At 69.4% G+C, this 19635-nt stretch carries 17 protein-coding genes; 10 read left to right on the top strand and 7 right to left on the bottom strand.

Going from position 1 to position 19635, the window contains the following annotated elements:
* Nucleotides 1-355 precede the first annotated feature (355 nt).
* The 8 genes from ABD299_RS02875 to ABD299_RS02910 all read left to right on the top strand — a co-directional run bounded on the left by ABD299_RS02875 (nt 356) and on the right by ABD299_RS02910 (nt 9688).
* Entirely contained in the window at nt 356-1015 is a 660-nt protein-coding gene (locus ABD299_RS02875) for a DUF4190 domain-containing protein (protein WP_344258556.1), read from the top strand.
* A gap of 103 nt (nt 1016-1118) precedes the next feature.
* On the top strand, nt 1119-2717 hold the full coding sequence (locus ABD299_RS02880) for an MFS transporter (RefSeq protein ID WP_344258558.1): 1599 nt from the start codon (nt 1119-1121) through the stop codon (nt 2715-2717).
* A gap of 791 nt (nt 2718-3508) precedes the next feature.
* Complete coding sequence (locus tag ABD299_RS02885) at nt 3509-5206, top strand: carbon starvation CstA family protein (protein WP_344258560.1); 1698 nt, start codon at nt 3509-3511, stop codon at nt 5204-5206.
* The gene (locus ABD299_RS02890; protein WP_344258561.1) at nt 5203-5460 is read left to right on the top strand and encodes a cory-CC-star protein; all 258 of its coding nucleotides are present in this window, start codon (nt 5203-5205) and stop codon (nt 5458-5460) included. The genes ABD299_RS02885 and ABD299_RS02890 overlap by 4 nt, the downstream gene beginning before the upstream one ends.
* Entirely contained in the window at nt 5451-6440 is a 990-nt protein-coding gene (locus ABD299_RS02895; RefSeq protein WP_344258563.1) for an ArsA family ATPase, read from the top strand. The genes ABD299_RS02890 and ABD299_RS02895 overlap by 10 nt, the downstream gene beginning before the upstream one ends.
* Nucleotides 6441-6573: 133 nt before the next feature.
* On the top strand, nt 6574-6927 hold the full coding sequence (locus ABD299_RS02900) for a DUF6247 family protein (RefSeq protein WP_344258565.1): 354 nt from the start codon (nt 6574-6576) through the stop codon (nt 6925-6927).
* Complete coding sequence (locus ABD299_RS02905) at nt 6924-7214, top strand: hypothetical protein (protein WP_344258567.1); 291 nt, start codon at nt 6924-6926, stop codon at nt 7212-7214. Before ABD299_RS02900 ends, ABD299_RS02905 begins: the two co-directional genes overlap by 4 nt.
* A gap of 512 nt (nt 7215-7726) precedes the next feature.
* Entirely contained in the window at nt 7727-9688 is a 1962-nt protein-coding gene (locus ABD299_RS02910) for a hypothetical protein (protein WP_344258569.1), read from the top strand.
* Nucleotides 9689-9790: 102 nt separating this feature from the next.
* On the opposite strand, the gene ABD299_RS02915 is transcribed toward ABD299_RS02910, so the two are convergent.
* The 5 genes from ABD299_RS02915 to ABD299_RS02935 form a co-directional block, all read right to left on the bottom strand.
* Complete coding sequence (locus tag ABD299_RS02915) at nt 9791-10744, bottom strand: HNH endonuclease (protein WP_344258571.1); 954 nt, start codon at nt 10742-10744, stop codon at nt 9791-9793.
* 228 nt (nt 10745-10972) lie between these two features.
* Complete coding sequence (locus tag ABD299_RS02920; RefSeq protein WP_344258573.1) at nt 10973-12091, bottom strand: TniB family NTP-binding protein; 1119 nt, start codon at nt 12089-12091, stop codon at nt 10973-10975.
* Nucleotides 12091-14205 carry a Mu transposase C-terminal domain-containing protein gene (locus tag ABD299_RS02925; protein ID WP_344258574.1) on the bottom strand — a complete coding sequence of 705 codons (2115 nt, stop codon included), beginning with the start codon at nt 14203-14205 and terminating at the stop codon, nt 12091-12093. The genes ABD299_RS02920 and ABD299_RS02925 overlap by 1 nt, the downstream gene beginning before the upstream one ends.
* Nucleotides 14202-14969, bottom strand: a complete 768-nt coding sequence (locus ABD299_RS02930; protein ID WP_344258576.1) for a TnsA-like heteromeric transposase endonuclease subunit — start codon at nt 14967-14969, stop codon at nt 14202-14204. Before ABD299_RS02930 ends, ABD299_RS02925 begins: the two co-directional genes overlap by 4 nt.
* Nucleotides 14966-16789: a TniQ family protein gene (locus tag ABD299_RS02935; RefSeq protein ID WP_344258578.1), complete on the bottom strand. Its 1824-nt coding sequence runs from the start codon at nt 16787-16789 to the stop codon at nt 14966-14968. The genes ABD299_RS02930 and ABD299_RS02935 overlap by 4 nt, the downstream gene beginning before the upstream one ends.
* Before the next feature lie 117 nt (nt 16790-16906).
* Here ABD299_RS02935 and ABD299_RS02940 point away from each other — a divergent pair, with 117 nt between their 5' ends.
* Entirely contained in the window at nt 16907-17146 is a 240-nt protein-coding gene (locus tag ABD299_RS02940; protein ID WP_175541444.1) for a helix-turn-helix domain-containing protein, read from the top strand.
* A gap of 23 nt (nt 17147-17169) precedes the next feature.
* The gene (locus ABD299_RS02945) at nt 17170-18360 is read left to right on the top strand and encodes a TniQ family protein (protein WP_344258582.1); all 1191 of its coding nucleotides are present in this window, start codon (nt 17170-17172) and stop codon (nt 18358-18360) included.
* On the opposite strand, the gene ABD299_RS02950 is transcribed toward ABD299_RS02945, so the two are convergent.
* Together ABD299_RS02950 and ABD299_RS02955 are read right to left on the bottom strand one after the other, a co-directional pair.
* On the bottom strand, nt 18355-19149 hold the full coding sequence (locus ABD299_RS02950) for a phosphotransferase family protein (RefSeq protein ID WP_344258584.1): 795 nt from the start codon (nt 19147-19149) through the stop codon (nt 18355-18357). The two genes, ABD299_RS02945 and ABD299_RS02950, sit on opposite strands and share 6 nt — an antisense overlap.
* 13 nt (nt 19150-19162) lie before the next feature.
* The gene (locus tag ABD299_RS02955; RefSeq protein ID WP_344258586.1) at nt 19163-19624 is read right to left on the bottom strand and encodes an NUDIX domain-containing protein; all 462 of its coding nucleotides are present in this window, start codon (nt 19622-19624) and stop codon (nt 19163-19165) included.
* Nucleotides 19625-19635 lie beyond the last annotated feature (11 nt).

Raw genomic sequence — 19635 nt, forward strand, 5'->3', positions numbered from 1 at the left:
CACAGGGACGTACACAGGCCGTAAGGTATGGGCGCACCCCTGTGGAGGAACTGTGAGTACTGACCGGGAGCCCAACCCGTTCCGGGCCCCAGCCGCGGACGGTGGTGGCATCCCGCCGCAGGCCGGCCCGCCCGCCGGCCCGCCCCCGCCGCCCACCTGGCAGCAGCCCGGGGGATACCCGGAAGCGCCCGCGACCTGGGCGGGCCGGCAGCCCCACCCGGGGGGGTACGGGCCCCAGCCCGCTGCGTACGGGTACGGGCCCCACGCAGGTCCGTACGGGACGCACACCGGTCCGTACGGGCCTTACCCGGGGTACGGGATACCCGGGGCGCCGCCGCGCAACAGCCAGGGCACCATGGCCCTGGTGCTGGGCATCATCGGCGCGGTGCTGGGGATCACCGTGATCCTCGGCCCGGCCGGTCTCGTCCTGGGCGTCCTGGCCGTGATCTGCGGAAGCATCGGCGTCCGCCGCGTGCGGAGGGGCGAGGCCACCAACCGCGGCGTCGCCCTGGGCGGCCTGTGGACCGGCGTGGGCGCCACCCTCCTGTCCGCCGTGACGACCGTCGTGATGGTGATGGAACCCGGCGGTTTCGTCCCGGTCGAGTCCGGAGCGGGATCCTCGCGCATGGCGGAGGCGGGCCAGCAGGTGCGGTACGCCGACGGCCTCACGGTGACGTTCGCGGAACCCGAGGACGCCGGGGACGGGACGTTCGTCCTCACCGCGACCCTCGACAACGGCAGCCCCGACCCGGTGAGGCTGACCGACGGCGACTTCTTCGCCTTCGCCGACGGCGAGGAACTCTCCTCCCGCGACATCCGCAGGGAAGACCCTTCCGACATGAGGAGACTGCCCGCAGGGGCCTCCGTCACCGTCGCCCACACGGTCACCGTCCCCGCGGACACGTGGTTCCTGCAGGTGGACTTCGCCCCCGGATGGGACCACGACTTCGCCTTCTGGGAGTTCGCGCTCCCCCTCGACCGCAGTGCGGAGCCGGATCACACCACCGATGTGTGAGCGGACGGACGGAAGAAACCCGGTTGACCTCATGTCCGCTTGAGGTTCTAGCGTTCTTCTCGGCGGGCGGCACGGGGCCGCCACGAGAGAGGGGGACACCGTCATGACGGACGACACCACCACCGTCCGGGCCGGGCGCCGGGAGTGGACGGGCCTGGCGGTGCTCGCGCTGCCCACGGTGCTGCTCGCCCTGGACCTGACCGTGCTCCACCTGGCGGTGCCCGGGCTCAGCGCGGATCTGCAGCCCACCGGCAGCCAGCTGCTGTGGATCGTGGACATCTACGGCTTCCTGATCGCCGGGTTCCTGGTCACCATGGGGGCGCTGGGCGACCGCACCGGCCGTCGCCGGCTGCTGCTGTACGGAGCGGCCGCGTTCGGGGCGGCCTCGGTGCTCGCGGCCTTCTCCACCAGCGCCGGCATGCTCATCGCCACCCGGGCACTGCTGGGCATCGCCGGGGCCACCCTCATGCCCGCGACGCTGTCGCTGATCCGCACCATGTTCCGGGACCAGGCCGAGCGGCGCACGGCCATCGCGGTGTGGATCACCAGCTTCATGGTGGGCTCGGCCATCGGCCCGGTGGTCGGCGGTGTGCTCCTGGAGCACTTCTGGTGGGGCTCGGTGTTCCTGCTGGGCGTGCCGGTGATGGTGCTGCTGCTGGTGGCCGGGCCGCTCCTGCTGCCCGAGTACCGCGCCCCCGACCCGCAGCCGCTGGACCCGCTGAGCGTGCTGTTCTCGGTGGCCGCCATGCTCTCGCTGGTCTACGGCATCAAGGAACTGGCCCGTTACGGCCCGGGCTGGGAGCCGGGGCTGTTCCTGGGCGCCGGGCTGGTGGCCGGCGGGGCCTTCCTCCACCGGCAGCGCACGGTGGCCAATCCGCTGATCGACCTGCGCCTGTTCGTCCACCGCTCGTTCAGCGCCGCCCTGGTCACGGTGGGGCTGGCGATCTTCGCGATCAGCGGCACCATGTTCTTCATCGGCCAGTACCTCCAGCTGGTTCTCGGGCTCTCCCCGCTGCAGGCCGGACTGTGGCTGCTCCCGCAGGCCGGAGCGGTGATCGCCGGGTCGATGGCCGCGCCGTTCCTGGTCCGCCGGCTGCGCCCGGCGTACGTGATGGCGGCCGGGATGACCGTGGCCTCCGGCGGGCTGCTCCTGATCACCCGGGTGGACGGCGTCGGCGGGCTCGGCGCGCTGGTGGCCGGCTCCGTGCTGCTGGCCGCCGGATTCGGGCCGGCCATGACGCTGGGCACCGACCTGGTGGTCGGCACCGCTCCGCCGGAGAGGGCCGGCGCGGCCTCCGCGATCTCGGAGACCGGTGTCGAACTGGGGGCGGCCCTGGGCATCGCGGTCATCGGGAGCGTGGGCACGGCGGTCTACCGCCGGGAGGTCGCGGACGGGCTGCCGGGAGTGCCCGCCGAGGTCACCGCGGCGGCCTCGGACACCCTGGGCGGCGCGGTGGTGGCCGCGGCCCGGTTGCCGGAGGCGGTGGCCGCGGAGCTCCTGCACGGGGCCCGGCTGGCCTTCGCCCACGGCATGCAGCTGACGGCCGGTATCGGGTCGGTGCTGGTCCTGGCTCTGGCGGCGTTCGCCGGTGTGCTGCTGCGGCACATCCGGCACGACGGCGCCGAGCAGTCGGCCGAGGATGCCCCGGTGCCGGACGGGGAACCGGTGGAAGCGGCCGGGAGCGTGCGGGGCCGAGGCTGACCGCGGGCCCGGTGCTCGGAGCTGAGCAGGGACGCGAGAAGGGAGCCGGGTCCGGAGCCTCGGGGGAGAGCGCTCCGGACCCGGAACGCGGAACGACCACCGCCCGCCCCGGGGGGTCTGGGACGGGCGGTACCGGTCCGCGAGGAAGGCGGGAGTCCGGCGGCTCTCGCGTCCGGTCCGACCGTACGGCAGGACGCCGGGACGGGAACCCGGCGGCGCGGTATCCGCATCACCTCCGCACAGCATCTCCATCCCGCATCCCTCCGCCGGGTGAGGCGGGAACCGGCCCTCCGGCCCGCGGCGCAGCCGCGACTGGTCCCCGCCCGCGGTGACGTACTGGCGCCGGGACGGTTGTGGCATATGCCACACGCCCGTGCTGCCGACCGGGGGAGAGGGACGGAACGGAGAGAACGGGACGGAAGCCTCGTGTGTATTTACTCACCAGGTTCCAGGTCTCCTCATCGGCGTGTCGGGGTCCTACGATGCGGGTGCACCGGGCCCTGTCCGGTGAAGATCGTCGGAAGATTCGGTAACGGGGGCGAGTCAGTGTTGACACCTGCCACCGGCATGCCAACGGGACGGCGTGCTGTCGCCGCCCCGGCGCAGCACGCCGTGTCCGGGTCTGCCGGCAAGCCGCACGAACGGGACGTCATCGCCCGGTTTCCCGTTCCGGCCGGCTGCCCCCCTCGGCTGAAGAGGGCCGTGCTCCACCGTCCCCACTGTCTGCCTGCCGGGTGTCACCCTCGTCCGGGGCAGTGGCTCCACCTCCCAGACCCCAGAGAGCAACTCGCATGAACGCACTACCACTGCTGCTGATCGGCCTCGCGATGTTCGCGGGCGGATACTTCCTGTACTCGAAGTTCCTGGGCAACCGGGTACTCAAGCTGGATCCCTCCTTCCGGACGCCCGCGCACGAGCGTCAGGACGGCGTGGACTTCGTCCCGACCAACAAGTTCGTCCTGTGGGGCCACCACTTCACCTCGGTCGCGGGCGCGGCGCCGATCGTCGGCCCCGCGATCGCCGTGATCTGGGGCTGGCTGCCCGCGTTCCTGTGGGTCACCATCGGAACGGTCTTCTTCGCGGGCATGCACGACCTGGGCGCCCTGTGGGCCTCGGCGCGCAACAAGGGCCGCTCGATCGGCACGCTCTCCGGCCGCTACATCGGCGGGCGGGGCGCGAGGCTGTTCCTCGTCGTGATCTTCCTGCTGCTCCTGATGGTGATCGCGGCCTTCGCGGTGGTCATCAAGAACCTGCTGATATCCACCCCCTCGGCGGTGATCCCCGCCTGGGGCGCGGTCGTGGTCGCCCTGCTGGTCGGCCAGGCGGTCTACCGCTTCAAGATGAGCCTCGCCCTGGTCACCGTGTTCGGCGTCGCGGCGCTCTACGGCCTGATCCTCCTCGGTGACGCCTTCCCGGTGGAACTGCCCGACCCGATCATGGGCATGTCCCCGGCGACCTTCTGGATCGTCGCCCTGTTCCTCTACGCCGGCATCGCCTCCCTGCTGCCCGTGTGGGTGCTGCTCCAGCCGCGCGACTACATCAACGGTGTCCAGCTCTTCGTCGGGCTCGGCATCCTGTTCGTGTCGGTGGCGCTGAGCGCGCCGACGATCGTCGCCCCCGCTCTGAACGACGCCGTGCCCGCGGGCACGCCGGGCCTCCTGCCGCTGCTCTTCGTCACCGTCGCGTGCGGCGCGATCTCCGGCTTCCACGGAATGGTCTCCTCCGGCACCAGCTCCAAGCAGCTGGACAAGGAGACCGACGCCCGCTTCGTCGGCTACTTCGGGGCGGTCGGCGAGGGCATGCTCGCGCTCGGCGCCATCATCGCCGCCACCGCGGGCTTCCGTACCCTGGCCGATTGGGAGAACGTCTACCAGTCCTTCGGCGACGGCGGCGTCGGGGCGTTCGTCACGGGCGGTGGCCAGATCGTCAACAGCGGCCTGGGCCTGCCGGCCTCGCTGAGCGCGACGGTCCTCGCCACCATGGCGATCCTGTTCGCCGCGACCACCATGGACACCGGCGTGCGCCTGCTGCGCTTCGTCGTCCAGGAGGCCGGCGACGTCGCGAAGGTGAAGATCAACAACGGCGTCGCGACCCTCGTCGTGCTCGCCGTCGGCATGGGACTCACCTTCAGCCAGGGAGCCGGGGGCGAGGGCGGTCTCCGCATCTGGCCGCTGTTCGGCACCAGCAACCAGCTGCTGGCCTCCCTGACCCTGTGCATCGTCGCGATCATGCTGATCCGCAAGCGGCGCAACCCGCTGCCCGCGCTGGTGCCGCTGGTCTTCGTGTTCACGATGGCGTTCTGGGCCGCGATCGTGCAGCTCGGCAACTTCTGGGGCGACGACTGGCTGCTGTTCGCCATCGACGTCGTCATCATCGGCGCCGCCCTGTGGGTCGCCTTCGAGGCGGTCTTCGCGATGCGGCGGGCGTCCCGGGAACCGCCGGAGGCCCTGGACGCCGACGCGACGGAGAACGCTGAGCTGAAGGGGTGACATCGCGCTGGTCCTCGTTCCGGGCGGGGCTGGAGGAGTTCTACGCTGGTCCCTACCGGCGTACCTTCGCCCGCGCCCGGCGCGAGGAGGATGACCTCTTCCGGATGGTCGTCCTCGCGGAGGCACTGGGCGTGCCCGACCCGGCGGCTTACTACACCGCCGAGCTGATGCCCGCCCTCTACGAGGACTTCCACGCCTGGCACCGCCGCATGGGCATGGACCGCTCACCACTGGAGCATGTCGGGTGCTGCTAGACCTCATCACCTCGCGCAAGGTCGTCTTCGTCGGCGGCAAGGGCGGGGTCGGCAAGACCTCCGTCGCGGCGGCGCTCGCCCTCGGCCGTGCCGGGGCGGGCGCCCGCGTGCTGCTGGTCTCCACCGATCCCGCCCACAACCTCGGCCACCTCTGGGACCGCCCGATCGGCGACGAGCCCGTGCGCCTCGCCGCCCCGGTCCCCGGGGCGGGGGACGGCGCGGGGGGCTGCGTGGACGGGCTGGAGATCGACCCCGAGCGCACGGTCGAGCAGCACCTCTCCGCGGTCGCCGCGACGATGCGACGACTGCTGCCCGAGCGGATGCACGCACCGGCCGCCCGGCACCTGGAGCTGGCCCGGCAGGCTCCCGGAACTCACGAGTCGGCGGTGCTGGAACGGATCGCGGAGGCGGTGGAGCTCGGCGAGGAGGCCTACGACCTGGTCGTCTTCGACACCGCGCCGTCCGGTCACACGCTGCGGCTGCTCGCGCTTCCCGAGCAGCTCACCTCCTGGACCGAGACCCTGCTCGCCAACCGTGACCGGTCCGAGCGGTTCGGCGCCGCGGTGCGCGGTCTCGGCGGCGGGGGCGAGGAGACCGACCGGGACGCCGAACTGCGCCGGATCCTGGTGCGCAGGCGCAACCGCTTCTCCCGGCTGCGCGAGGTGGTGACGGACCGGGCGCACACCGGTTTCGTGATCGTGCTGACCGCGGAGCCGCTCCCGGTCGCCGAGAGCGTCGACGTGTACGAGAAGCTCACCGGCCTCGGCGTCGACGTGGCCGCACTCGTCGCCAACCGCCGCTCCCCGGCGGATGCGGGGGAGCTGCTCGCCCGGCGCCGGGAGCGGGAGGACGAGCACCTCGCCCGGCTGCGCCGGCAGGTCCCGGACGTACCGCTGGTCGAGGTGCCGCTGCTGCCGGGGGACCTGGTGGGCGCGGAGGCGCTCGCCGCGCTGGCCGCCCGGCTCGGCCCTTCCTTCTGACCCTCGGCTCCGCCGGTGGCAGGCCCTTCAGCTGTTTCTCTCGTTTCCCGGGGATGCCGTGTGGTGGCGGCGTAGTCTGGGGGAGTCAAGGCGATCGGAGGAGTGGATGGGCGCGGCAGCGGATCGTGAGGGTATGCCTGTCCCGGCGATGGTCCAGCCGGGGAACACTCCGGAAGAGTTGCGAGCGGCGCTGGTCCGCCTGGCGCCGGAGTCGGTGCCGACTTTCGACGCCGAGCGCGCGGAGGCACTGCGGTCGGCGCGCGAGTCGGTGAGTGCGGCGCCGATGCGGCGGTTCACCGGCCAGTGGGCGATTCAGGTGGCCATCGAGCGGTTCCCCGAGCGGGCGGCGCGACTGAGGGAGCTGGAGGCCCGTGCCGCCGAGGTGGAGGACGTCGAGGAGGCCCGGGCGATCACCTCGGAGATCGGGGCGATCCTGGATGTCGCGCGCGCTCAGGCCAGCATCGGCCAGGAACCCGGCACCGCGTGAGTCATGATTCCCCACGGCGGTGGGAGTACGAGCCGGATGCCGACCACGTCATCGCCGGCCTGCCCGCCCACGTTGTCGCCGAGGTCGAGCGCCTCGCCGGAGAACTCGTCGCTCTCGCCGAGGTCGGCATCGATGTCACCGATATCGGCGAAGGACCCCGCCGGGGTGTTCCCGGCGGGGTGCGCCGACTGCCGGTGTTGCGGGACGGCTGGCTGTACGCCCTGGCCCTGCCACGCTTGCGGCTGATCGTGATCACCCGGGTCGTGCCGCCCTTCACGGATCTGTGACCCGCCTCCTGCTTCGCCCGCATCATGCCAGGATGCGAGGCTCGGGGGCCGGGCCCGCTTCCGCCAAGTGGGCTGCCGCTTTCGGGCCCGGTCGGACCGGGGGCACTGCCGCCCGTCCCGGGCGGGCGCGGTGTAGGGCGACACCGAAGATTTCAGTCAGCACCGCTCTGACCTGGGCACTGAAACCTTTCCTGCATTGCTCCGCGAACCTTTTGTCGCACGGAACTTTTCAGTGCGCAGCTCCAGGCATCCCCGAGCCGCCTCGTCCTGCCGCTGCAGCCTGGCACGCCAAGTGGCGCACACCGCCAGGGACGAAGTGGAGTGCATCTCAGTGATCATCTGGCTCCCAGGTCCCGAACCGCCGATGCCGGGTGGGTCGCCGGTGACCGAGGGTGAGGTTGCGGCCCGAGGGCTACAGGACCCCTCGCATGCGTGCTGTTTGGTGGTGGAGTCGTTCGAGGTGTCAGCCTGTTCTGGGAGGATGGTCGTCCCAGCTGTACGAGGGGGCCGCGATGGTTGAGATCGCCTTGGGGTTCATGCAGATCGACTGCACAGGCTGTGGCGTCAGAAGGACACGGGGCGTCGTCTGCCCGGACTGTTCGAGGAAGCCGGACCCTAGGGAACAAGATGACCAAGCCAATCGACGGCGAGCCGTTACGCAGCGTGCGATCGAACTTCTCGAGCGACCGGCGGAGGTCGGCACAGTGCCTGCCGACTCGCCGGAGCTGTCAGCGCTGCTCGAACGACTCGGCCACTGGCCTCGTCAGTTTCTGACGGCACTTGAGGAGACGTGCTCGCAGCAGCCAGGAGCACGCGAACGTCTGGAAGCCGTTGTCACCGAGCTTGTGACGAGGCGAGCCGAAGTAGCCGCCATACCTCGCCGCCGCCCATGGAAGATGGCGCTTGACCAGATCTCCTCTGGTATCGACTGCCTGAGTGGTGCTGCGCGCAGCTGGCTCCTCGCCGTAAGAGCGTCAGTACCGCTTCAAGCCCAGCAGTTGGGGGAGGAGGCTCAGCAACAACAAGACCGGGCGGCAGCGGCGTTTGCGGGTGTCGGGCCGATTTGTGACACGCTCCAAGAGTTCGAGCACGCGGGTGGCCTTGATATTCGTTACGATCTGCTCCTGCGCCGCGCGGCCCTGGAGTACGGCACCAGTAATCATGCGACTCTAACCCGGCAGGCACGGCGGACGATCAGACAGCTCACAGGCGTCGATCCGTCTGAGGGGTACGGCGTCACGACAGCCTTCCTACTTCAAGACACCGCAGTCGGAGTTCTTGGTGACCGAAGCCGCTTTCGGCGGGTCTTTGCCGACGCCTTCGGCATATTCTCCAGGGGGGAAGGGCGGGTGCTCGCCCTTGCGCGCTCCGACGACTTCCTGCCCGACATCCGCCACGCCTTCGATGCCGTGACCCTTGCCGCTGCCATCGCCATGAGTTTGATGGAGCACGAGAAGTGGGAGCAGGCCACTTGGCAGGCTCAAGTGAGTCTTGCCGTGAAACTTCTCGAAGGCCCTGGTCAGGCTCTCACCTCCGCCTTGTTGATTAGCACCGGCTATCAGACGGAGTCATACAGTGAACTGCGCCACAAGAATTCCAACCACCTGCTAGTGAAGGCTCGAGAACACGCAGACCTGCGTCCCTTGCTCGAGGGCTTCAATGGTCAGCTCCGAAATGCCGAAGCGCATCTAATGCTCCGCTTCAGTTCTCACGGTGTGACACTCCTGACAAAGAGGGATGAGAAGTATCTCAGTTGGGAGGAATTCCTAGACCAGGTGATCGCTGCGGTAGAAAGTGCAGAAGCCTGTCTTCTGGCCCTGGCTCATATGCTCTCACGGCATGGAATCGCCGTGCCTGGGGGAGGTGCGAGCTCTTCTTTTTCTGCAACATCGAAGCAGATGGTTGTGGCGGCTCTCCTGCACCAGGGGTGTCGTGACATCGACGTCGACAACCAGGATCACCGCTGGACAGTTCGGCTTACTGCCCCAGGGAACCTCGAATTGCTCGACCTGACCTCCTACGCCACGCTATACCTTCCCAGAAGTGTGGAACGGTTGACTATCGTCATCATCCGTTCCGATGGAATCCATACACTCGACGGATCACTCTCTTTTCTTCGCGCGTTTCTAGAAATTGCGCCGACTGATTCTGAGCGCCCTCTCATGGCCCGTGCCCGTATGCAATGCCTGTGGACTCATAACGGCGCTCCATGGGCGCCCGCTTCGACCCTCCGGTACTACGCTGCGGTCTACGGCCTTGAAGCCCTTCGATGCAAGAAGTCAGCATCTGCGATCGCTGAACTGCGAGCCCTCAGGTCGCTGGCTGGCGAGACGAACGACCACGAGCTAGCCGACACCCTGACTGCCGCCATCCGCCTGGTCAGGCTCGAAGGCTCTCCTCGTACTCGGACTGCTCCACCGATCCGCCAGCTCCAGTCCTGGATTCAGGGCAAAGCGCCGAAACTGCCGAGCTAAAGCTGTTCTGCGTGATTTTCCCAAGTGGTTTACGCTCGGCGAGTCTTGACTGCGCTCGTCGAAGACCCCTCCATGCCATGCGCTGGCAAGCGCCTTGAGCTCTCAGCTAATGGATCCGTTGTGCCACACGTCATGATTACGCATGGCAACATCCAGAAGGACGGAGCGCAAGGCGGCGCGGGCTGCACCTCGTTCCTTCATCGCGTGACAGTTCGGGCACAAGGCAACCATCTGAGCTGGATGATCGCGACCGCCCTCGGCAATCCGCTCCACGTGATCGACCTCGAGGATGGCCTGACCATCATCGGTGACGTCGGCTGGCTGGCCGCCGCATGCTGGATTCTCACAGTGCCCCCGGGACCGCATCAGTACAGCCCGGCGTGCGGTCTGGAGTCGGATCGGGTCGCGGCTAACGCGCTCGTGTCGGCGCCCATAGGTGGCGGCCTCGCGTCGCTCTACTTTCCGGACCAGACTGCGGTACGCGGCCGTCTCCGAGTCTCCGCCCACTGGCGGCGGCGGAGAGCTGGTGATGTCCCGTTTGGCCTGGTCTAGCGAGGACAGAGCGCGGACCCGTTCGCACCGCTGGTGGCGCTTGCGACCGGCCGCCAGTACCGGTCGCTCGCACACAGGGCATAGGGGTGGTTCTGCTGGCCTTTTCGGTTCCAACGGCCGTGCTGGCGCGCTCTTTTCGGAATCGTTCTCGGCGTCGCTGATCCTTGGTTGCCGGGGCAGGCTGGCTGACGTTGAGGGGGGAGGCGTGGCTGGTGTCAGGGGAATCGGCCAGATGATCTTCGAGGGCTCGTTGGCCTTCGATGCGGTAGCGCGGTTCTTCGGCACGGCTTTGCGTTGGGGAGCAGACGGCACGGATGCGGATCTACTCTTCTCCTCAGCGTTGGCTTCCTTCGAAAGGTGCTGTGCTATCTCTCGATCAAGCTCAGTGATGCGCCGACGCAAGCGTGCGACGACGTCTGGTTGCCTCAGTTGCGTGTTGTAGACGATACGTTGGTTGGCGTTCTGGCGCGCCCGAAGCAGGCGCTGAAGATGCTTGTCGGCCATAGTTCCTCCTTCTGCCGGCGAGGTCGCGCTCGTCGATGAGATCGGTTTAGCGGGCTATTCGCGCGTGGACCTTTACAGGGAGCGGTTGACAGGTGGGGAGCTTCCCGCATGCTCCCTTCCGGGAACCCGGCGTTGTCCTGTCCCATACGTCGAGCTCTGCATCTCCGCCGGTCTGGTCAAGCGTCCTGGTGAAAGCGGAAGTGGCCAAGGCGCGACTGGTGTGCCTGGTCAGTTTACTTCTGCTCCGGCCAGGGAGCCCCTGAGCTGTCCCTTCTTCCGCTGACTGGTCTTGAACTTTTCGTAGCGGGCTTGCGCGAGTTCGCTGATGTCGATGCGGTCGAGTACGTCTTTGGTGATGGCTTCTTCGCCGGTCATGACGGCTTCGATCGCGGCTTCGCGGATGAGGTCGGACAAGGCGCAGATGCTGCCTTCCGTGCGGTCGTAGAGGTACTTGTACAGCCGGGGCAAGGTGTGGGGCTTGTGGTGGTAGAGGGCCAGATGTTCGTCGAGGGAGAGGAGGACGGTCAGCCATTCGGCGCGCTGTTCGCGGGTCTTGATGGTGTAGTTCGTCATCCTGATGAGGGTGTTGCGGCCGGCGGTCTGGTTGGCGCGGGTGCTGCCGGTGCCTTCGAGGAAGAGACCGGAGCGTTTGAGGTCCACTCCGGTGTAGACGAAGGTGGCGGCGGTGTGGTTGGCGATGTACTTGAGGTGATCGTTGACGACCTTGCCTTCGTGGAGGGAGAGGTCCATGAAGTGAGCGTCGTCGATGATGACCAGCTCGACTCCGCACAGTCGCATTTGTTCCAGGACGATGCGGGTGATGGCGGACTTGGTGGCGCCGGAGCGGTAGGGCAGGGCGAGATAGTCGGCCAGTGCGGTGGACAGGTCCTTTGGAGTGGCCTGGGAGCCGATGCTGAGGTAGACGACGGGGGTGTAGTCGACGATGTGGTCTTCGACGATGTACTGCTCGCTGAAGCGCTCGGGGTAAGCCTCGCGGAGTTCGTGTTCGTAGTCGTACGCGAGCATCTTGACCAGGGTGGATTTACCGATGGTGGCGGGGCCGTCGAGGACGATGCCGCGGCGGGCTCCGGCGGCCTGGCGGGCGTTGACGCGCATGCGGCGTCGGACCTGGTGGTGGATCTTGTCCATCGTGGGGGTGCGGACGATGATCAGGGCGCTGTGGTAGTCGTCGCGGGCCTTGTTCAGCAGGATCTTCTCTTTCCGGGAGAGGCGCTGGTAGGCGGCGAAGGTGGGCATGTCGGGCCGGGCGGGCGGGATGTCGTTCAGGTAGGCCCGCCATTCTTCCTTCGTCCGTGGTTCCGCGAGCCCGGGGTGGATGAAGTGCATCAGTCGGTCTCCTGCTGGCGGGTGTAGGGCCGCCATACCGGGGCCGCGGTGAGGGTGGAGAGGTCGATGTCGAGGTCGTCCTCGTCTTCTGGCCCAGTGGGCGGGCTGGGGACGGACTTGAGCGGGGGCGGCTCGGCGGTGATGGCGGGGGCCGAGCGCTGCTGGTCACGGGCCTGGGCCTGGCCACGGTGGCCGTCGCGGGCGGCGCGTTTGCGGTCGGTCTTGGTCCAGGTCTCCGGGGCGTCGGTGCGGTTTTGCAGGTCCCACAGGGCCTGGGCGACTTCGTCCTGGTCGGCGGGGCTGAGTCCGCGCGTGGTCAGGAGGCGTTTGGCTTCGCGCAGGGTGATGTCGGTGAAGGGCTGGATGTCGCTGAGGGCGTGTGTCCACTCCAGCACGTACCAGGTGGTGTCGCGGGGGTTGTAGAAGTAGGCGTGCAGGAGGTTCCGCGGGTCGTATCGGATGGGCCACAGGCCGCTGGGATAGGGCGAGGTGGCGTTGCGGAACTCGTACAGCACCGGGGCGTTGTAGGTCAGGCCGTTCAGTTCGACGCCGTAGGGCTGGACGGTGCGGCCGTTGTTGCTGGCGATGGGCAGCAGCTCGTAGTACATGTCCGGGTCGCGGGGGCAGTCGATGTAGCCGGCGGCGCCGATGGCCATGCTGTACGCCTCGTTGGGGGAGACGTGCAGATCGGGGAAGCCGTGGAGGGTCAGGCCCTGGTGGTGCTGGCGCTGGTAGACGGCCACGACGTACTCGGCGAAGAATTCGGTGATCTCATCGAGAGTCCAGCGGGCTTGCTGTTCGGCGGTGCGGCCCCGGTGGGCGACGTTGAAGCCTTTGTACCCGGCGACGTGTTCGGAGAACTGTTCACGGATGCGGCGGAACAGCCGTTCGACGTGGGGCTTGTCGGTGGGCTTGAGTTTGCGGGCGTCCTGGAGGTCGATCTTCCACTTCAGGCAGGCCCGGCGTACGACCTCCGACTTGTACGGCTTGCCGTGGTCGTAGAGCAGGGTATCGGGGTAGATCACGGGCCGGGCGGCGGCTTCGGCCAGGCGTTCGTCGACGGTGAGGAGACGCTCGTAGGGGACGCGGAGCATGGAGTAGCGCAGGGCGTCCGCCCAGGCCGGCCGCATGGGCTCGGGGGTCATGACGTCGGCCAGGAGCAGGCCGATGTCGATGGCCTTGGTGCCTTCTGGAGTCAGGCGCCAGGCGAGGATGGAGCGAGTGGCAACGTCGAGGGCGATCGTGAGTTCGATGCGGTGGGTGGTGCTGGTGCCCGGGTCGAAGGCGAGGACGTCCAGCGGGGTGGTGTCGAGCATGACGAGCTGGCCGGGGCGGTGGGCGATGACGTTGCCGAAGTGCCGGTCGGGCTGGTTGGCGTCCGAGGCGCGCTGGTAGGCGGGGTCGGACGGGCTGCGGGTCAGCAGCAGCTTGACCAGACGGCGGAAGACGTCCCGCTGGGGCAGCGGTACCTCTCCGGGTCCGTAGTCGGCGTCCAGGCGGTTCTGGGTCCGGCGCAGAAAGCGAAGGCCGACGGTGGAGGAGCTGTCCATCTTCTCTGCGGTGGCCTGTTCACGGATGGCCTGGACGATGCGTGGATCGATGTTCTTGAGCGGGTTGCGGATGCGGGCCTTGCGCTTGTCGACCAGCGCCCACAGTCCTTGCTGCTGATAGTCCTCCAGCAGCTGCCAGATCCGGCGCTCGGTGTAGTCGAGCTCGGCGGCCTTGTTCTGTACCCGCTGGGTATGCGGGAGATCCGGGTGATACTCCGGCTTCGGCTCTCCAGTGGCGGGGGCCAGCGGATCGCCGGAGCGGTAGCCGGTGGTGGCCTCCAGCAGGTGCGCCTCCAGCTCCAGCGCTGCCTGCCGGGCCTTGTCGGGGAGAGTGGCGAGCACCCCGCCGGGGTCGAGGGCGGGCCCGCCCGCCTCGGGGCGGTCGGGCGGCGTGGTGTGGGCGCGGAAGCTGGGGTCGGAAAGCAGCTCGCTGAGCATGATGGTCTGGCGGTGCCCGGACTCCGAGCGCAGCCGAACCAGGGAGCCGTCGGTGCCGGTGACCTGGTGGCGCTCTTCCTCGAACTCGATCCAGTCCTCGGCGGCGATGCGGTAGCGGGTGCTCACGCCTCTCCCTTCCCGGTAGTCCACACGCGGGTGTGGTCGCGCAGCGGCTGGTCGAGGTCGCAGGCGAGGCGGTTGTGCCACAGCAGGTGGTAGACAACGGGGCGGGCCAGTTCCGGAGCGGGCTGGAAGCTGACGAGATCACCGACGGCCACGGGCCGGTCGGCGAGCGCCAGCAGCGGGTCGGCCAGGTGGGCGCAGGACCGCAGAGGGCGCCGGTATCCCGCGAGCCATTCGATGTTCGCCCACCGCTGCGGGGCTATGTCCCCGACCATCTGGTAGTCCCACCCGATGCGGCGGCATGCTTCCGCGGTGCGGTCGGCCTGCTGGATGACCGACGGCTTGGACAGGCTGAGCGGGTTCTTCACGTCCACGATGAGCACCGAGCCGTCAGTGCGGCGCACGAACAGGTCGGGCGTGTGCCGCCACCGGCCGTGGGCATCGGCGCCTTCCAGGGTGAAGGGCTGGCTGGTGAAGAGAGCCACGTGCGGGTCGTGGTCCAGCAGCTTCATCCACTTCAGTTCCAGGAAGCTCTCGTAGGCCACGTGCCGGTCGCTGCTTGCCGACCAGTACAGGCCCGGGGTGTGGTGCTGACCGACGTAGGAGGGGATGTCGCGGGCGGGCGTGCAGGAGGCGAAGTCCACGGCGCTGGCGTTCTGCGCGGCGACGAGGTGCTCCGTGCCGTCCGCGTCGTAGTACCGCACGCACAGGGTCCCTGCGCCGTAGCGCAGGGGCCGTAGCGTGCGGGGGCGTGTTCGGGTGCTCATGCTGATCCTTCCGTGAGCAGGTGATCGCCCCAGGCGGTCAGGGCCTGGGCGACGGAGGTGGGTATCCAGGCGGCGAAGCGGCGGGCGCCGTCGCGGATCGATGCGGTGGTGGCGCCGGGCCAGTTGGAGGCGTAGGCCGGGGCCTCACGGATGTCGCCGCTGGTGAGGTGCTGCCACAGCCATGCGGCGGCGTGCCGGCGCCGCTGGGGAGTGACAGGGAGGCCCAGCCGGTGGCACACCGGGAACAGCACCGCGTGGGGAACCTCGGTCAGGTTAGCCAGGGCGGCCCGGCGGGCGGCGTAGTCGACCAGGCCGCGACGCCGCATCCGTGCTCCGGCCTCGCGCACGGCATCCCAGAAGGCATCCGGGCCGGGGACGCGCTTGACGACGGCACCGTAGACCCGCGCGGCCACGGCCGCGTCCATGCCCAGTACCGCCGCGGCCTCCGCCCAGCTGCCCGCCCCGGTGAGGCGGGCCAGAGCGAGCGCAGCCAGGCGCCGCCCGGTGAGTGGCGCGGTGCCCGGCAGATGAGGGGCGATCAGGTTCTGATAGTCGCCGTGGTCGAGCAGGTGCGGGATGTTCGCCGGGCGCACTCCGGCCAGGCCGGGGCGGGCACGCAGGGCTCCGGAGACCCGGTACGGGCTGGAACGCAGCGGTGCGATCAGCGTCTCCAGCCGCTCGGGCCGGGGCACCAGCCGCAGCGGGTCTGTCTTGTACGGGTTGGCCTGCCGCACTTGACCGGCGGCATCCAACCAAGACCCCAGCCACTGGCTGACCTCGCTTACGGTGGGCGAGACCAGCAAGGGCTGGGTGATCGCCAGCAGAGCAGCGGCGTGTGCGGCTGTCGGCGGGCTCTGCTGCACGCGGGTCCGCAATCCGCCGCGGTCCTCCTGGACCCCGGGCTTCTGCCGCTGCTGGTAGGCGGCGAACGCCGCGGTGACCTGGTCGGTGAGCCCGGCCAGGGCCGGGATGTCCTGGGCGGGAGCGGCGAAGCGGACCAGAGCGCACGCGTATCGCAGCCAGCCGAACCACTCGGCCGCGTCCACCGCCTGTCCGGCCACCGGCCCCGGTTTGCCGTCGGCGGCGCGGAGGGCCCCGCGCTGGGCCTCGACGAGCGCATCGGGCACCGCCACGGAGGGCAGATCGCCCAGCAACTGATCACACAGCCGACTGGTGCCGCCCGACTCGGAGCGGACGTGGTTATTGCAGCGGCCCGGGTCCACGCCCGGGGTGCGGGAGATCAGGCCCCGGGCATGTCTGGCATATCCGCGACGCAGCCGGATGCCGCACCCGGGACAGGAGTCGGTGAGCAGAACCCGGTGGCGCGGGCAGACCGCCGCGGTGCCCAGCCGCCACCACAGCGGCCACACCGGCGTCTCCACCAGGCAGCGCGGGCAGGCCCGGCTGCCGGTGAACAGCGCCCATTCGCGGTGGACCAGCGGCGTCACCGATCGCTCCGAGGTCAGGTCGAGCCCGGTGAAGTCCAAGGCGCCGCCGTCGAACGCGGCCAGCTGCATGCCCGCCAGCTCACCGGCTGTCAGTCCGGTGGCCACGCTCGCCCTATGGGCGCTGGTCTCGGTCAGCGCGATCCCGAAGAACAACGGCCGGGTCGCAGACCGGACCTGGCGGCATTCCAGTCCGAGTACCCGGACGGCGTCCCCAGGCGCGATGCCTATCTGCCAGGCCAGGCGGTCGATCCAGGAGGCGAACGCCTCACCAACCGCTGGCCGCAGCACTGCCGGAAGCCGCCGGGGGAGACCGCCGGGCAGCGTCCGCACCCGGCTGCCCCCGCGCTTCCCAGCGGTGTCCTGTGGCGGCACCGACGGTAGTGGAATGGGAGCCGCCGGGCTCACTGCCGCGTTGACCTGCATGCCTCCACCCACCCCCTAGTCTGTAGGAAATTTCCTACAGGCTAGGACTGTACTACGTTGCTGGGTGTGGAGAACTCCAATTCAGGTACGGGCGCCGGCGACCAGCGGCAGGTCTTCGGCAGCAGGCTGCGGACACTGCGTGAGCGGGCCGGGCTGTCCCAGACGGCGCTGGCCAAGCGGGCCGGGCTGGACCGGTCGTTCTACGTCGAGGTGGAGAACGGCCGGCACAGCATCTCCGTGGACCGCGTCCACGCGATCGCCGATGTCCTCGGGGTGGAGGTCCACCGGCTGTTCACCGACGACTGACGCCCGCCGCTACGGTCCACCCCGTGACCAGCGATCCGCCGCCGTCCCCGAATCCGCCCGCACTGGCCAGTCCAGGCCGCCCGGCTCCGGCGCCGCGTCGTCTGCCAGCCGTGCCCTCGCCCCTGCCCGGGGAATCGCTGTTCAGCTGGGTTGATCACCTGGCCGCTGAGTTGGACATCCCCCGTGGGGAGGCGATGCGTGCCCTCGGGCTGGAATCGGCGACGTCCCATGCCTGGCAGCTGGGCATGGTCACCTCCCGGATGACCGTCTCCCAGGCTTGTGCTGTGGAGAAGGCCACCGGGCTTGACCGCAGGGCGTTGGAGGCGATGATCTTCGAGGACGTAGTCCCCGGCCAGGTGCCTCCTCCCCGGCCCCGCCTTGTGAACCGCCTGAAGCAGTTGACGGCGTTCTGCCCGTCCTGCCTGCTCCCGCCGGGGCGCTGGCCGTTGTGGTGGGGGGAGCCATGGGCGGTGATGTGCCCGCTGCACCAGCGCTACCTGGTCAGCGTGTGCCCCGCCTGCCTGTCGCCCTTCGCCCCCGTTCGGCTTCTCAGCCGGGCGCGGGGCCGGTGCTGCGAGCTCATGGACAACCTGAACACCACAGCACGCAAGCGCAGCGGGAGGTGCGGTCAGCTCCTGTGGGCGTGTAAGCAGCCCACCGTCACCGATCCCCTGCTTCCGCGGCTCCATGACCGCTTGGTCCAGCAGTTCGCCCGACGGGAGCAGGATCAGGATGTCCGTGTGGTGTGGCAGCTGGTCCGTGCCTGCGGTGTGCGGGTCTTCGACACCCCAGACGCCGTACTGCGCGACCGCTTTCCAGCCGGAGGTGCAGACAGGGAGGACCTTCGTCGTAACTCCACGGGATTCCTTCAGCCCCACCACGCAGAGGACTTGGGACCGATCCGGCTCCGCAGGCGGGGCGTCGGGGATGCGGTGACGACTGCCGCCGAGCTCCGCGTGGTCGCGCAGATCCTGTTCTCGTCCGCTCCGGAACGGACCGCACGCGAACTCCTGGAACAGGTGAGGCAACCGCTGGGCGTCGGGTGGTTTCCCAAGGGTTTCGTCGAGAACGTACTTCCCGGCGCCAGTCGGCGTCTGCTCCCCCTGCTCTGGAGCGTGCTGAAGGCGGATCTCGCTGCCCGTGCCGTTCGGTGCCGCTCGTCGGCTACTGCCTCTCCCAGAAGAGATGGGGTGGCAGTCACGCTCTGCTCATGATCTATGCCCGCCACGGGCGGAGAGAAGGGCACGGGCGTGTGCCCGCACGGCAGTGTCGGTGGCGAAGGCGGCGTCTGCCAGCAGGTGGATGCGCCAGTACAGGTCCAGACGGTCCCGCACGGCGAGGTCTGGGGAGCCGTTCAGAGAGAGGACCGCTCCGGGGCCGGGGTGGCGCAGGCGGACGGCGAGGCGGGCGAGGTCGGAGAGGGGATCGCCGAAAGCGGCCAGCTCCCAGTCGATGAGCACCTCGGTGCCGTCGGCGCCTTGCATCAGGTGGCCAGGCTGGAGGTCGTGGTGGAGCAGGCGCGGCTGGAGCGTTTCCAGCCCGGCCGTCTCCAGCCGTGGGCGGAGTGCCTTGGCGGCTGGGGTGAGATCGGGGGCCGCATTCGTGTACGCCTCCAAGCGGCTGTGGAGGTAACCCGGCCAGGTGCTGTGCTTGGTGGCGCCGGAGAGGCGCCCGGCGTGGCTGCCGGGGATGGCGTGGACGGCGCGCAGCACAGTGGGCAGGGCGCCTGTGAGGCGGGCGGCGGGTATCGGGGTGGCGTGGACCGCGCTTTGCGCGGTCCACGCCGGCCGTACCCGGAGGTTGGCGGTGAGCAGCCGGGGAGCGGGAGCGCCGTACCTGGCGAGGAGGGTGAGGGCGGCGGCCTCGTTCGCGGCCCGGGCGGGATCGCGGTAGTGCTTGAGGATGTACGGCCTGGGCGGGCCGGGGACGTACCAGACGCGGTTGGCCTGCCCCGTGGTGATCTCGGCCGCGCCGGGCGGAATACGTCCGTCGATGCCAGCCATGGCCCTCAACCTGTCAGGCGACGTCGCCGAGGTAGGCGGTTTCGGGGTGGCCGGTGGCGAGGTTGGCGATCGGCTGGCGCAGGGTGTGCGGGAGCAGGTTGAGGGAGGGGGCCTTGTCCAGGGGCACCCATTCCAGGCCGGTCTGGAGGTCGTCGGCGGGGTGGCCGCCGAGCTGGTGGGGGTCGCTGAGGGGGGTGCAGGCGAAGACGGCTTCGATGCGGTGGTCGGCCGGGTCGCCGCCGTGGTGGGCGCCGATGTACTCGCGCAGCCACAGCATCCGCTCCACTCGCACGTCAAGGCCGGTCTCTTCTTCGACTTCCCGGCGGACGGTGTCGGCGAGTGCCTCGCCGGGGTGCTGGCCGCCGCCGGGCAGGAAGTAGCACTCGCGGCCGTCCCAGGTCGCGCGCTGGAGCAGGATGCGGCCGTCGTGGACGACGATGGCCTTGGCGGCGGTGCGGATCACAGGAGTTGTCACAGCGGGCTCCC

Origin of the sequence: Streptomyces sodiiphilus, from assembly GCF_039529215.1 — a bacterium.
Lineage (GTDB): Bacteria > Actinomycetota > Actinomycetes > Streptomycetales > Streptomycetaceae > Streptomyces > Streptomyces sodiiphilus.

What these genes read in the sequence shown, in the direction of transcription:
- ABD299_RS02875 (WP_344258556.1), top strand. Translation starts at nt 356, where the DNA reads ATGGCCCTGGTGCTGGGCATCATCGGCGCGGTGCTGGGGATCACCGTG.
- ABD299_RS02880 (WP_344258558.1), top strand. Translation starts at nt 1,119, where the DNA reads ATGACGGACGACACCACCACCGTCCGGGCCGGGCGCCGGGAGTGGACG.
- ABD299_RS02885 (WP_344258560.1), top strand. Translation starts at nt 3,509, where the DNA reads ATGAACGCACTACCACTGCTGCTGATCGGCCTCGCGATGTTCGCGGGC.
- ABD299_RS02900 (WP_344258565.1), top strand. Translation starts at nt 6,574, where the DNA reads ATGCCTGTCCCGGCGATGGTCCAGCCGGGGAACACTCCGGAAGAGTTG.
- ABD299_RS02910 (WP_344258569.1), top strand. Translation starts at nt 7,727, where the DNA reads ATGGTTGAGATCGCCTTGGGGTTCATGCAGATCGACTGCACAGGCTGT.
- ABD299_RS02915 (WP_344258571.1), bottom strand. Translation starts at nt 10,744, where the DNA reads ATGGCCGACAAGCATCTTCAGCGCCTGCTTCGGGCGCGCCAGAACGCC.
- ABD299_RS02920 (WP_344258573.1), bottom strand. Translation starts at nt 12,091, where the DNA reads ATGCACTTCATCCACCCCGGGCTCGCGGAACCACGGACGAAGGAAGAA.
- ABD299_RS02930 (WP_344258576.1), bottom strand. Translation starts at nt 14,969, where the DNA reads ATGAGCACCCGAACACGCCCCCGCACGCTACGGCCCCTGCGCTACGGC.
- ABD299_RS02950 (WP_344258584.1), bottom strand. Translation starts at nt 19,149, where the DNA reads ATGGCTGGCATCGACGGACGTATTCCGCCCGGCGCGGCCGAGATCACC.